The 12,151-nt window shown below is 58.9% G+C and carries 14 protein-coding genes; 8 read left to right on the top strand and 6 right to left on the bottom strand.

The annotated features are described in order from the left end of the window. Positions 1-43: 43 nt before the first annotated feature. Positions 44-1,261, bottom strand: a complete 1,218-nt coding sequence (alaC, locus tag ACIQVE_RS14550; RefSeq protein ID WP_402809366.1) for an alanine transaminase — start codon at positions 1,259-1,261, stop codon at positions 44-46. A gap of 138 nt (positions 1,262-1,399) precedes the next feature. Here alaC and ACIQVE_RS14545 point away from each other — a divergent pair, with 138 nt between their 5' ends. Both ACIQVE_RS14545 and ACIQVE_RS14540 read left to right on the top strand, forming a co-directional pair. Beyond that, positions 1,400-2,062: a LysE family translocator gene (locus tag ACIQVE_RS14545; protein ID WP_402809363.1), complete on the top strand. Its 663-nt coding sequence runs from the start codon at positions 1,400-1,402 to the stop codon at positions 2,060-2,062. Between the two features lie 68 nt (positions 2,063-2,130). Beyond that, a complete protein-coding gene (locus ACIQVE_RS14540; protein ID WP_402809360.1) occupies positions 2,131-2,616 on the top strand; it encodes a GyrI-like domain-containing protein in 486 nt (161 codons plus the stop codon). Between the two features lie 118 nt (positions 2,617-2,734). Here the strand turns inward: ACIQVE_RS14540 and ACIQVE_RS14535 are convergent, their stop codons facing one another. Then, positions 2,735-3,901 carry a delta-60 repeat domain-containing protein gene (locus ACIQVE_RS14535; RefSeq protein WP_402809358.1) on the bottom strand — a complete coding sequence of 389 codons (1,167 nt, stop codon included), beginning with the start codon at positions 3,899-3,901 and terminating at the stop codon, positions 2,735-2,737. 221 nt (positions 3,902-4,122) lie between these two features. Between ACIQVE_RS14535 and ACIQVE_RS14530 the strand changes: the two genes are divergently transcribed. Continuing rightward, positions 4,123-4,611, top strand: coding sequence for a GNAT family N-acetyltransferase (locus ACIQVE_RS14530; protein ID WP_402809355.1), 489 nt, complete (start codon positions 4,123-4,125; stop codon positions 4,609-4,611). A gap of 211 nt (positions 4,612-4,822) precedes the next feature. Here ACIQVE_RS14530 and ACIQVE_RS14525 read toward each other — a convergent pair whose 3' ends face one another. Next, on the bottom strand, positions 4,823-5,308 hold the full coding sequence (locus ACIQVE_RS14525) for a GNAT family N-acetyltransferase (RefSeq protein ID WP_402809353.1): 486 nt from the start codon (positions 5,306-5,308) through the stop codon (positions 4,823-4,825). Positions 5,309-5,449: 141 nt separating this feature from the next. Here ACIQVE_RS14525 and ACIQVE_RS14520 point away from each other — a divergent pair, with 141 nt between their 5' ends. Genes ACIQVE_RS14520 through ACIQVE_RS14510 form a run of 3 tightly spaced genes read left to right on the top strand, consistent with a single transcriptional unit; the run spans position 5,450 to position 7,494 of the window. Then, the gene (locus tag ACIQVE_RS14520; protein WP_402809351.1) at positions 5,450-5,875 is read left to right on the top strand and encodes a YybH family protein; all 426 of its coding nucleotides are present in this window, start codon (positions 5,450-5,452) and stop codon (positions 5,873-5,875) included. Between the two features lie 40 nt (positions 5,876-5,915). Continuing rightward, a complete protein-coding gene (locus ACIQVE_RS14515) occupies positions 5,916-6,260 on the top strand; it encodes a YciI family protein (protein ID WP_402809350.1) in 345 nt (114 codons plus the stop codon). Then, positions 6,253-7,494 (top strand): RNA polymerase sigma factor, encoded by a 1,242-nt coding sequence (locus ACIQVE_RS14510; protein WP_402809348.1) that lies wholly within the window; start codon positions 6,253-6,255, stop codon positions 7,492-7,494. Before ACIQVE_RS14515 ends, ACIQVE_RS14510 begins: the two co-directional genes overlap by 8 nt. A 195-nt stretch (positions 7,495-7,689) precedes the next feature. On the opposite strand, the gene ACIQVE_RS14505 is transcribed toward ACIQVE_RS14510, so the two are convergent. Then, complete coding sequence (locus tag ACIQVE_RS14505) at positions 7,690-8,544, bottom strand: LysR family transcriptional regulator (protein ID WP_150616118.1); 855 nt, start codon at positions 8,542-8,544, stop codon at positions 7,690-7,692. 89 nt (positions 8,545-8,633) lie between these two features. Here ACIQVE_RS14505 and ACIQVE_RS14500 point away from each other — a divergent pair, with 89 nt between their 5' ends. Next, positions 8,634-9,065: a multidrug/biocide efflux PACE transporter gene (locus ACIQVE_RS14500; protein WP_402809344.1), complete on the top strand. Its 432-nt coding sequence runs from the start codon at positions 8,634-8,636 to the stop codon at positions 9,063-9,065. Positions 9,066-9,149: 84 nt separating this feature from the next. On the opposite strand, the gene ACIQVE_RS14495 is transcribed toward ACIQVE_RS14500, so the two are convergent. Beyond that, positions 9,150-9,908, bottom strand: coding sequence for an SDR family NAD(P)-dependent oxidoreductase (locus ACIQVE_RS14495; RefSeq protein ID WP_402809342.1), 759 nt, complete (start codon positions 9,906-9,908; stop codon positions 9,150-9,152). A gap of 124 nt (positions 9,909-10,032) precedes the next feature. On the opposite strand from ACIQVE_RS14495, the gene ACIQVE_RS14490 reads away from it, so the two are divergent. Beyond that, on the top strand, positions 10,033-10,929 hold the full coding sequence (locus ACIQVE_RS14490) for a LysR family transcriptional regulator (RefSeq protein ID WP_402809339.1): 897 nt from the start codon (positions 10,033-10,035) through the stop codon (positions 10,927-10,929). Positions 10,930-10,973: 44 nt separating this feature from the next. Here the strand turns inward: ACIQVE_RS14490 and ACIQVE_RS14485 are convergent, their stop codons facing one another. After that, complete coding sequence (locus ACIQVE_RS14485; RefSeq protein WP_402809336.1) at positions 10,974-11,996, bottom strand: transporter; 1,023 nt, start codon at positions 11,994-11,996, stop codon at positions 10,974-10,976. Positions 11,997-12,151: the final 155 nt, after the last annotated feature.

The raw sequence follows: 12,151 nt of genomic DNA, 5'->3' as shown, positions 1-12,151 counted from the left end.
GGTACGACGCCTTCGCGAGCAAGCTCGCTCCCACAGGTTATGGTTAAATCGCAGTTTTCGGCGCCAGCCCATCCGCCCGAAACATCCCGCGAATCCCGCGCACGGCCTGACGAATGCGGTCCTGGTTTTCGATCAGTGCGAAGCGCACATGATCATCACCATACTCACCAAAACCCACGCCCGGCGAGACGCAGACCTTGGCCTCGGCCAGCAGTTTCTTGGCGAATTCCAGCGAGCCCAGATGCGCGTAAGCCTCGGGAATCTTCGCCCAGACGTACATCGAAGCCTTCGGATTCTCGACCATCCAGCCCAGTTCATGCAGGCCTTTGACCAGCACATTGCGGCGCTGCCGGTATTGTTCGGCGATGTCTTTCACGCACTGCTGATCGCCTTCCAGCGCAGCAATGGCCGCCACTTGCAGCGGGGTGAACGTGCCGTAGTCGTGATAGCTCTTGATCCGCGCCAAGGCGTTGACCAGTTCCGGATTGCCGACCATGAAACCGATGCGCCAACCGGCCATGTTGTAGCTCTTGGACAGGGTGAAAAACTCCACCGCGATGTCCTTGGCGCCCGGCACTTGCATGATCGACGGGGCTTTCCAGCCATCGTAGACGATGTCGGCGTAAGCCAGATCGTGGATGACCAGCACGTCGTAATGCTTGGCCAGGGCGATCACTCGTTCGAAAAAATCCAGCTCCACGCACTGCGCGGTCGGGTTCGACGGGAAGCCAAGGATCATCATCTTCGGCTTCGGGATCGAGCCGCGAATCGCCCGTTCCAGCTCGGCGAAGAAGTCCACGCCCGGCACCAGTGGCACCGAACGCACCTGAGCGCCGGCAATCACCGCGCCATAGATGTGAATCGGGTAACTCGGGTTCGGCACCAGCACCGTGTCGCCCTGGTCAAGGGTCGCCAGCATCAGATGCGCCAGGCCTTCCTTGGAACCGATGGTGACAATGGCTTCGCTTTCCGGGTCGATATCGACCTCGTAGCGTTGCTTGTACCAATTGGAAATCGCCCGGCGCAGGCGCGGAATGCCCTTGGACGTGGAGTAACCGTGGGTGTCGTCGCGCTGGGCGACTTGCACGAGTTTTTCGACAATGTGCGGCGGCGTGGCCCCGTCGGGGTTGCCCATGCTCAGGTCGATGATGTCTTCACCACGACGCCGCGCGGCCATCTTCAGCTCGGCGGTGATGTTGAAAACGTAAGGGGGGAGTCGATCTATGCGCGCAAAGCGGCGCGGCGAACCTTGTTCGGCCATTGTTGCCTCGGATAACGTAAGCGCCCGGAACCGTCCGAGCGACGCTGGTCACTGCGGTGACCTGTTGGCGAAGATAAGGGCAGTGATGGCAGACTGTCCAGCCCGTGCGTAAACAATTTTTCCCAAGGAAATCGGTTGATGGAATTTACCAGCGGCTTCTTGCTAAGCCTCTCGCTGTGCCTGGATATCGGTGTGGCCAACATCGCAATGATCACGCTGGCCATGCAGCGCGGTTACTTTCAGGGCTTTGCGCTGGGTCTCGGCACCTGTGTCGGCGACCTGATTTACGCGGTGCTGGCGCTCGCCGGGATGACCGTTTTGCTGCAATACGAAAGCGTGCGCTGGGTGCTGTGGATCGGCGGTTCGGCGCTGCTGATCTACTTCGCGGCGAAAATGATTTATTCGGCGATCCACCACGAGACGCTGTTGGCCGAGACGGCGGAAGTGGGGCACAACTCCCATCGCAAGGAGTTCTTGCGGGGGATTTTCCTCGCCATGTCCTCGCCGAGCGCGATTCTCTGGTTCGCTGCGGTAGGCGGCACGTTGATCGCTCGCTCGGGTGGCGGCGGGCCTTTGAGCTCGGCGTTGTTTCTCGGCGGGTTTCTGTGCGCCGGGCTGTTGTGGTCGGCAGGCTTGTGCTTCGCCGCCAGCCATGGTGGCAAGCTGTTGGGGGATAAACTGCTGCGTTACTCCTATATGGCATCTGCGGCGATCTTCTGCTATTTCGCGGTGTACGTGATCGTATCTGGCTACAACGAGTTTGTCGGGTCGGGCGCGGCCGAGGCCTTGCATACGCTGTAATGTTGCGAATCGGGTTTGGCTTCTATACTCCCAGCCGAACCCACTTTTTTCGTTCCAGGAGTCGAGTCATGGATGAGCAAACACGCGTCGAAGTGGCAGAACCTCGCTTCGAACATGGACACTTCCTGCTGATAGCAGGGCTTGGCGGAAGATTTACTCAGGACACCACCGATGGCATTCCCGAACTGTGGGAAAAATTCATCCCGCACCTGGGCAAGATTCCCGGGCAAAAGAACGAAGTGACCTTCGGCGTCTGCTGCAATGCGGACGGCAAGGGTGGTTTCGAATACATCGCCGGGGTCGAGATCAGCAAACTCGATGACCTGCCGGAGCAGTACCGCTGGATCGAGGTGCAACCGCAGGATTACGCGGTGTTCGAGCACAAGGGCTCTCTGGACCAATTGCCGGCGACCTTCCAGCACATCTGGAAAACCTGGCTGCCGCAGTCCGGTCGCGAGGCGGCGGATGCGCCGGAATTCGAGCGCTACAGCGAAGACTTCAACCCCAAATTGCACACCGGCACGCTGGAAATCTGGCTGCCGCTGAAAGCCTGAGGCACGCTGACGAGACGGATCAGGCAGCCGTTTCGTCAGCGCTTTCAGTGAAGGCGTCTATACGCAGGTTTACCCTGCAGCGATGAGTTGATATGAGAACGTTTCAATCGGTGCCGTTTTACCCGAGCAGGCGACCGATGTAAGAGGCGGCCCGGTAAAATCCGGACACCAGTATTTTTCCGTCTGGTTGAATCTTGATCTTGTCGACCTGGGAGTCCTGGGGGCGTCCTTGAGGATCGCTATAGCCCAGTGCCACGCCGCCCTCGCCAAAAGTGCTATCCCATTGGCCGTTAGGGTTATGTCGAACGACGTTGACGAGAAACCCTCTATATTGATCGCGGGCGAGTGCAAGGGCTTTGCCGTCGGCTTGAATGGCCAGCGCCTTATAGACGCCATTGCCTGTGCCTGTCTCCAAAACAGTACCCTGGTTGAAACTACCATCGAAGCGTCCGTCCTGCAAAAGTCGGGCGATGAAGTTGGTCTCCGACGGCAGGTGCCACGCAGCGCCTGCCAGTGTGATGTTTCCATTGACCTCAGTGGCCAATGCGAAAACGCACGCCAGGCCTGATTTGATTTTGAATTTGAATGCCCCATTGTTGGCGAAAGCAGGATCTCGACTGCCGCTATCGAGATAGCGCAAAACGATGCCCTCCATGCGGTCGTGTCCGCCGACAAGGAACCCGCCTTGGTGAAGTGCCAGGCTTTGAATAATGGTGTTGGGTAAAAGAACCATGCCGTCCTGGCCAAAATTGTCTGGCTGGCCGTTCTTGTCCAGTCGAATGATCGTGCTCGATGATCCATCGGTGAAGGCAGCAAGTACTTTTCCGTCCGGTTGCACGGTCAGTGCAAAAACATTTAATGAATTATTGGCGATCTTCTGCTCGAGAAATTTCAGCCCGCCTTCGGCAAAGGTCTGGTCCAGTTCGCCATTGGCTGAAAGGCGTGCCAGGTAAGCTTTGTCAGGATTACTGCCCTCCCTGTATGCACCTAACACCACAACCTTCCCGTCAGGTTGCGCGGCTATCGCATAGACACTTCTGGTCAAAGTAACGGGTAGAGTCACCACACCGTAATCAGCGTCGAAAAAACCGTCCGCGCTATGTTTTATTGACCCTAAACGGGCATCTGGGTTGGCTTCGAGGTAACCGACAGTCACGAATGATCCATCGGACAGCAGTGCGGATTGACCGCTGATATGGTGTGCGTCGGTACGGACAGTACCGTTTTGTTCCATGCCAAAACTATTGTCGAATTGCCCAGGGGTAATGCTGGCGCAGAGGCTCATAAATCTTCCTTCCATAGTCAGAGTTAAGGGCAACCTGTCCTGACGTTCTGGACGACGACGTTGGCTATTTAATTAGAGGGTCAATTGAGCGGCGCGTATAGCTGTCAGGTTTGACAGTTGTCATAGGTACAAAGCGGTGTTAGCAGAGGGCGCGATTTATCGAAATGCCAACCTCGTTGACTTATGATTGGCCACCTTTTGCCGATTGATTCCGAGCCGCCATGAACACCGTCATTCGCCACGTCAGCGCCGCTGACCTGGATCGCTGCTACGCCATCGAAACCGTTGCCTACGAAGGCGATGAAGCCGCCACTCGCGAGAAGATCGCCACGCGCATCGCGACGTGGCCGGATGGCTTCATCGTTGCCGAGGTGGACGGCGAGGTCGCCGGTTTTATCAACTCCGGCGCGGCGTTCGATGTGCAGATGTCGGATGAGGCTTTCAAGGAACTGATCGGCCATGATCCGGCGGGGCCGAATGTGGTGATCATGTCGGTGGTGGTGCACCCGGATTATCAGGGGCAGGGGCTGGCCAAGCGCTTGTTGGCCGAGTTCATCGAGCGCATGCGCGGGATGGATAAAGCGACGATTCACCTGATGTGCAAGGAAAAGCACATCCCGTTGTATGCCGGGTTTGGCTTCGCCTACATCAAACCGTCGGAGTCGGATCACGGCGGGATGGCGTGGCACGAGATGATCCTGACTCTTTAAGGCGTCACGCGAAACCTGTGGGAGCTGGCTTGCCAGCGATAGCGGTGGTTCCGTCGACATTAATGTTTGATGTGCCGACGCCATCGCTGGCAAGCCAGCTCCCACAGGTTTTTGCGGTGTTTGCGGTTACGCGTTAATAGAGGCTGTCGCGCACTCTTGCCGGCGCTTCGCGGTCATACGTGTCGGCGTCGAACTGGCATCCCTCGACGATTTAGAAAAACAGACCCATGCGCCGCTCGTAACCGATTCGGCCCTTGTACGCTTCGCCGCTGTCGACATAGCCGTGTTTGGCGTACAGCGCGATAGCAGCCTCGTTGTCGGCGTCTACCGACAGCTCCAGTCCCTTGATCTCCGGCCATGCCTCACGCGCCACTTCGGGCAACGCTTGCAGACACGCCTTGCCGTAACCCTTGCCCTGCGAACGGCGATCGACCTGCAACGCGTGCAGCGTGGCGCTGTGTTCATCGGCCCATGCCGGCAACACCGGCGGACGCTTGAGCAGCAGGAAAGCCACTGGCACTTCATCCGCCAACAGCGCAAAACCCTTCACGCCGGGGCCGGGTTTCGACAGCAAGGTATGCAGGGCGCCGTGAATGTCGCCGGAGAACTTGATCTGCTCGGGATGGATTTCAATCGCCTCGACTTGCTGACGCTGCTGGGCGTTCAGGCTGTCGTACGGCACGAGTTGGGCTGACACGGGAATTTCCTTTTTCCTACAAAGATGAGCCTCGGATTCTAGCGACTTTGCCTCCTGCGGAAATTTTTTGTTTTGTCTGTCGATCAGCCGATGCGCCGAACGACTAAGGGTGTCTTCACAACAAAAACCACGGAGAACACCATGAGCGCACAGTCTGAAATTCAAACCCTGATCAATACCTACCGCGACGCCGTCATGACCAAGGACGTGGAGAAAGTCATGGCGTTGTATGCCGATGACATCGTCTCGTTTGACGCGATCAAGGCCCTGCAATTCAAGGGCAAACCGGCCTACCGCGCGCATTGGATAGCGTGCATGGAAATGTGCCCCGGCCCGCACATCTTCGAGTTTCAGGAAATCGTCATCGAGACCGCCGACACCATCGCCTTCGCCCACTGGGTGGCCAATTGCGGCGGCACCAACGAGAAGGGCGAAACCCAAAGCTGCTGGATGCGCGTCACCGCGTGCTATCGGCAGGTTGGCGGCGCGTGGCGGATTGCGCATGAACACTGGTCGGCACCGTTTGATCCGATGAGCGGCGCCACGCTATTCGATGTGCAACCGTGATCTTCAGCCATAGTTGATCCGTTCGAATCAGGAGAACGCCATGAAATATCTATGCTTGGTCTACAGCGATGAACGCGTGCTGCACTCGTCGCCCGACAGCCCTGAAGACGCCGAATGCTGGGCCTATGCCGAGTCAATTCAGGGCAGCGGGCGAATGGTGGCCGCCGAGGCGCTGGAGTCGGTACAGACCGCCACCACGGTGCGCATGCGCAACGGCAAACTGTCGATCACCGATGGGCCGTTCGCCGAAACCAAGGAGCAACTGGCCGGCTTCTACCTGATCGACGCCAAGGATCTTAACGAAGCGATTCAGGTCGCCGGCAACATTCCGGCGGCCCGGGTTGGCAGCGTTGAAGTGCGCCCCGTGCGGCAGTTGAATGTCTGAGGTGAGGACGCGGGTCGAGCAGGTCTATCGCGAAGACTCGCGGCGGATTCTGGCGACGTTGATCCGCTTGCTTGGCGATTTCGACCTCGCCGAAGAAGCCTTGCACGAGGCATTTTTTGTCGCGGTCGAGCGCTGGCAGCGCGACGGCGTGCCGGATAATCCACGCACCTGGCTGGTGTCGACCGGGCGCTTCAAGGCGATCGACGTGTTACGCCGCCGAGCACGCTTCAAAGCCTCGCAGCCATTGTTGCTGGCGCAACTGGAAGAGCTCGAACAGGCCGACTGGAGCGACGAAGACGTGGAAGACGATCGCCTGCGGCTGATCTTTACCTGTTGCCACCCGGCGCTGGCGGCGGATGCGCAAGTGCCGCTGACCTTGCGTGAAGTCTGCGACCTGACCACCGAGGAGATCGCTCGGGCATTCCTCTCGGCGCCGGCGGCCATTGCCCAGCGCATCGTGCGTGCGAAAGCCAAGATCCGTGATGCGAAAATCCCTTATCAAGTGCCGAGCCTGAGCGAACTGCCCGAGCGCCTCGACAGTGTGCTGCGGGTGATTTATCTGGTGTTCAACGAAGGTTATTCGGCGTCGATGGGCGCTGAGCTGACCCGCGAAGAGCTAACCCGTGAGGCGATCCGGCTCGGGCGATTATTGGTGGAGTTGTTGCCGGAGCCGGAGGTGATGGGGTTGCTGGCATTGATGTTGTTGCATGAGTCCCGGCGTCCGGCACGGACTTCGCCCGATGGTGAGTTGGTGCTGCTGGACGATCAGGATCGCTCGCAGTGGGATGCTGAATTGATCGCTGAAGGTTGTGCGCTGGTCGAGCGCGCGCTGACCACGCGGCAGTTTGGACAGTATTGCCTGCAAGCGGCGATTGCGGCGGTGCATGCCGAGGCGCCGACGGCAGCGGAAACGGATTGGCAGCAGATCGTCGGGCTGTATGACGTGTTGCTGCGGGCGATGCCTTCGCCGGTGATCGAGTTGAATCGCGCGGTAGCAGTGGCCAAACGGGATGGGGCGTTGGCAGGGCTGACGCTGATTGAAGGGATTCTGAATCGCGGCGAATTGCAGGATTACCACCTGGCGCATTCGGCGCGTGCGGAGTTTTGTCGGCAGTTGGGCAGGGTGGAGGAGGCGCGGGTGGCTTATTTGCGGGCGTTGGAGTTGACGCGGCAAGAGCCGGAGCGGCGGTTTATTGAAGGGCGGCTCTTGGCGCTGGAACGGCCCTCACCCTAGCCCTCCCGAAACGTCGGACCGCCCAGAGGGAGAGGGGACTGATCGTGGGATATTGGAGAGTTTCACTGACTTGAAAGATTCGCTGTGAATCCGTAATCGACGCAATCTTTCAGGTCGATGTATAACGCCAGACACCTCGGTCGGCCCCCTCTCCCCCCGGGAGAGGGCTGGGGTGAGGGCGATTCGGCGCGCCGCTTATTCCAGCATCTTGCTCAACAACCAGCTCCCCGCCGGCCCCGGCGGATATAGCCGCGACCACAAGGCATCGACAAACACCGGTTTCGGCCAGCCGCGTACCGTCAGTTCCACCAGCGTGCCGTTGCCGAAGCGCCCCACCAGCCAGCGCGGTAGCGGTGCCCAGCCGAAACCCATTTCGGCCATTTCCATCAGCATCAGATAACTCGGCGCCGACCACACGCGGCCCTTGGCACGACTGTCATAGGGATTGACGATCGTCGCCAGACGCAACTCGCGATGCTGCTCCAGGATTGGCTGATCGACGTGTTCCAACGTTGCCAGCGCATGTTCGCGGCTGACGAACAGTGCAATATCGGTGCGCTCAGCCACGGTCGAGGTCACTAGGTCCGGCGGGTAATTGTCCTGCATCTCGGCGAACGCCAGATGCGCCCGGCCGCGCTGCACCAGTTCGATCAAGTCATCGCACTCGGCGATCAGGCATTCAAGTTCCAAATCCGGATAACGCTGCTCGAACCCGAACAGCGCCGCTTCAAAACGCGCGGATTGATAGGTGTCGGAAATCGCCACTGTCAGTTTCGGTTCGACCCCTTGGGACAATTGCCGCGCGGTCATTTCCAGACGACTGTTGGCCGTAAGAATCGCCTCGGCCCGTTGCAGCATCACGTGGCCAGCGGGTGTCAGGGTCGGTTTGCGGCTGCTGCGATCGAACAGCACCAGATCCAGATCAATCTCCAGACTCGCCACCGCCGCGCTGATCGTCGACTGACTGCGGCCGAGTTTGCGCGCTGCCGCCGAAAATGATCCTTGGGTCGCCGCTTGGACAAACGCCAACAGCACTTCTTGGGATGCCATGAACTATCGCCTTGATCGATGGTTATTGGTTTTGAAGTATCGGTGCGGGGGTGGATCATGGCAACCATCTTCACTCAAGGACTCAGGCCATGACTGCCCAAAAATCCATTACTGAACGTATCTTCCAAGCTGTCGGTTTCGAACTGCTGGCGATTCTGATCTGCACGCCATTGCTGGCGTGGATCATGAAAAAACCGCTGCTCGACATGGGCGCGGTGACGGTGCTGATCGCGATGCTGGCGCTGGGCTGGAACGTGGTGTTCAACCGGTTTTTCGACCGCATGCTTGAGCGCATGAATGTCGCCCACAACGCTTGGGTGCGGGTAGTGCATGCGTTGCTGTTCGAGGGTGGTTTGATCGTGATGGGCGTGCCGCTGATTGCCTGGTGGTTGTCGGTCAGCCTGTGGCAGGCGTTTTTACTCGACATCGGCGTGTTGCTGTTTTTCCTGCCGTACACCTACGTTTATCACTGGGGGTATGACGTGGTGCGCGAGCGTGTGTTGATGGCTCGCACTGCTTAAAAATTGGAATACAACCTGTGGTGAGGGGATAAATCCCCTCACCACAATGGCCCTCACCAACAGGGCTATCAGCGAGTTGGCAAATTAGAGAAACATCCCCCCCGACGCCTCAACCCGCTGACCATTGATCCACTGCGCACCCGGCGACAGCAACAATGCCAGTGCACCGCCGATATCATCCGGCTGCCCGGCACGGCCCAGCGCGGTGTTGTCGGCGACCATCGCGTTCACCGCCGAATTGTCGCGCACCGCACCGCCACCAAAGTCGGTCTCGATGGCGCCGGGTGCCAGGGTATTCACGGTGATCTGGCGTGAGCCCAACTCCTTGGCCTGATAGCGGGTCAGCACTTCCATCGCACCTTTCATCGCTGCATAGGCACTGGCGCCCGGGATGCTGAAACGCGCGAGGCCGCTGGACACGTTGATGATTCGCCCACCGTCATTGATCAGCGGCAGCAGTTGCTGAGTCAGGAAGAACGGCCCTTTGAAATGCACGTTCATCAACATGTCGAACTGCTCGACAGTGGTCTCGGCGAAACTCACATGCAGACCGAACCCGGCATTGTTGATCAGAAAATCGAAACGCTGACGTTCGAACTGTTCCCGCAACGCCTGCTCGAACTGCGTACCGAATGCGGCAAAACTTTCGCTGCGGCCGACGTCCAGTTGCAGCATCACGGCTTTTGCGCCGAGTTTTTCCAGTTCGACGACCAGCGCTTGCGCTTCATCCGCTCGGCTGTGATAAGTGCCGATGATGTCCACGCCCTGAGCGGCGAGGTGCAGTGCTGCGTTTTTGCCCAGGCCCCGGCTGGCGCCGGTGATCAATGCGATTTTGCGGCTCATGTGAAATCCTCGATTGCGGTGAGTGGTGGTGATGGATCAAAGTTTATTTATCCGCCCTGAGGTGATAAACAGGCTTAAACCGGAATCACTGGTCGGCTAAATCGAACAATCAAAGAGCTCCCCCATGAACAAACTGGAACTGCTGCGCACCTTTGTCCGGGTCAGTGAGCTATCGAGTTTCACCCTCGCCGGGGAAAGCCTCGGGCTACCGCGTTCGACGGTGTCCGAGCAGGTGCAAGCGCTGGAGGCGCTGCTCGGCACGCGGTTGCTGCAACGCACCACGCGCAAGGTCCAAGCGACGCAAGACGGTTTGGTGTTGTACGAACGCAGCAAGGATCTGCTCTCGCACATGGACGAGATCGAAGGCTTGTTCCGTCAGGACGAGGCCTCGCTGACGGGGCGCATTCGCGTCGACATGCCCAACATTCTGTCGCGGCGTCTGGTCATGCCGCGACTGCCGCAGTTCATGGATCGTCATCCGAACCTGGAATTGGAAATCAGCAGCACCGACCGCCGCGTTGATCTGCTCAGTGAGGGCTTCGATTGTGTGGTGCGCATCGGCGCGCAGCCGGATCAATCCGTGGTGGCGCGACACCTTGGCGACTTCCCGATGATCAACTGCGCCAGTCCCGCTTACCTTGCGCGCTACGGTGTGCCGCAGACACTGGAAGATCTGGCGCAGCATCGGCTGGTGCATTACGTTGGCGTGCTGGGTTCGCGTTCGGAAGGGTTTGTATATGAGCAGGACGGTCAGGTTCGGCGCTTGCCAATGGCCGGCAGCGTGACGGTCAACAGCACTGATGCTTACGAATCGGCATGCCTGGGCGGTTTCGGTCTGACGCAGGTGCCGCGTACGGGAATGCAGCCGCATCTGGACAACGGCGAACTGGTGACCGTGCTGCCGCAATTCACCGCGCCGTCGATGGGGATTTCATTGCTGTATGCGCGGCAACGACATTTACCGCTGCGGGTGCGGGTGTTTATGGATTGGCTGGGGGATGTGATCCGCTCGACGCTCTGACCATCACCACAAAACCCTGTGGGAGTGTTAATGATCTGAAGATCTTAATAATCCCCACGCTTACGAAACGCCCACCGCCCCGCAATCACCGTAAACGTCGCCACCAGCGCGACCAATATCCAGAATCCCTCCGGATCCTGCGACAACGGCACGCCACCCACATTCATCCCGAAAAAACCGGCAATGATGTTGATCGGCAACGCCAGCACTGTCACCACGGTCAGGGTGAACAGCGTGCGGTTGCTCTGTTCGTTGAGGTTGGCGGCGATTTCTTCCTGCAACAGTTTGATGCGCTCGCCGAGGGCGGTGAGGTCGTTGATGATCAGCGCAAACTCCTCGGTGGATTTGCGCAGTTCCTTGACGTCCTCCTTCTGCAACCACGGCGGCGGGCGGTTGAGCAGGCGCAGCAATGAGCCCGGCTCCAATGCCAGCAGTCGTTGCAGACGCACCAGCACTCGGCGGTTGGCGCCAAGTTCGGCGCGATTGGTCGACAGGCGCGAGGAGAGCAATTCGTCTTCGACCGTATCAACACTCAGGCTGGTCTTGCGCACGATCTGCGTCAGCACTTCGCCTTGATCGCGCAGCAGGTGCACGAGCAGTTCCGACGGTGAACGAAAGCGCTCACCGCCCTTCACCGACGAACGCAATTTGTCCACCGAGTGCAACGGTTGCAGGCGCGCACTGACGATCAGTTTGCTGCGTACGCACACCCACAACGTCGATACGTCCGACGACACCATGCTGCTGAGGTTGAACACCACATCGTTGACCACCGCCAGCAACGCCGAGTCGACGTGCTCGATGCGCGTCGAACGCGAACCTTCGTGCAGCGCCTCGAAAAACTCTTCGGGCAATTGCAGATTGCTTTTCATCCAGCGCTCGCACGCGGCGTGGGCGAGATTCAAGTGCAGCCAGAGGAATTCGCCGCTGTCGCTGTCGTCTTGCAAGCAGCGCAACGCAGTCGCCGAATCGACTTCGCGGCCCCGTTCACCGGGCAGGAAACGAAAGCCGTAGAGCAAACCAAACAGGTCAGGATCGCGATGGCTGATGTCGAGGCTGTGGTTCATGGAGGCTCGCTACGAGAGGGGTGCCGGGCGGGATTTACAGATTCACCTGTGCCGAATCATCGCAATGTCACATGACGTTTGCGTGACAGCAAAATGACGTCAAATCAATACGTTACCGGCGGTCGGGATTTGTTCAAGAAACGCTCTGGCATGCC

This window comes from Pseudomonas sp. NPDC098747, assembly GCF_044760045.1.
Lineage (GTDB): Bacteria > Pseudomonadota > Gammaproteobacteria > Pseudomonadales > Pseudomonadaceae > Aquipseudomonas.
This window is presented reverse-complemented; position numbering and strand designations above follow the sequence as displayed.

Bases quoted from the DNA above. Each gene is read 5' to 3' on its own strand.
- ACIQVE_RS14505 (WP_150616118.1), bottom strand. From the start codon at position 8,544: ATGGCATCCCAAGAAGTGCTGTTGGCGTTTGTCCAAGCGGCGACCCAA.
- ACIQVE_RS14515 (WP_402809350.1), top strand. From the start codon at position 5,916: ATGAAATATCTATGCTTGGTCTACAGCGATGAACGCGTGCTGCACTCG.
- ACIQVE_RS14530 (WP_402809355.1), top strand. From the start codon at position 4,123: ATGAACACCGTCATTCGCCACGTCAGCGCCGCTGACCTGGATCGCTGC.
- ACIQVE_RS14510 (WP_402809348.1), top strand. From the start codon at position 6,253: ATGTCTGAGGTGAGGACGCGGGTCGAGCAGGTCTATCGCGAAGACTCG.
- ACIQVE_RS14495 (WP_402809342.1), bottom strand. From the start codon at position 9,908: ATGAGCCGCAAAATCGCATTGATCACCGGCGCCAGCCGGGGCCTGGGC.
- ACIQVE_RS14535 (WP_402809358.1), bottom strand. From the start codon at position 3,901: ATGAGCCTCTGCGCCAGCATTACCCCTGGGCAATTCGACAATAGTTTT.
- ACIQVE_RS14520 (WP_402809351.1), top strand. From the start codon at position 5,450: ATGAGCGCACAGTCTGAAATTCAAACCCTGATCAATACCTACCGCGAC.
- alaC (WP_402809366.1), bottom strand. From the start codon at position 1,261: ATGGCCGAACAAGGTTCGCCGCGCCGCTTTGCGCGCATAGATCGACTC.
- ACIQVE_RS14500 (WP_402809344.1), top strand. From the start codon at position 8,634: ATGACTGCCCAAAAATCCATTACTGAACGTATCTTCCAAGCTGTCGGT.
- ACIQVE_RS14485 (WP_402809336.1), bottom strand. From the start codon at position 11,996: ATGAACCACAGCCTCGACATCAGCCATCGCGATCCTGACCTGTTTGGT.
- ACIQVE_RS14540 (WP_402809360.1), top strand. From the start codon at position 2,131: ATGGATGAGCAAACACGCGTCGAAGTGGCAGAACCTCGCTTCGAACAT.
- ACIQVE_RS14490 (WP_402809339.1), top strand. From the start codon at position 10,033: ATGAACAAACTGGAACTGCTGCGCACCTTTGTCCGGGTCAGTGAGCTA.
- ACIQVE_RS14545 (WP_402809363.1), top strand. From the start codon at position 1,400: ATGGAATTTACCAGCGGCTTCTTGCTAAGCCTCTCGCTGTGCCTGGAT.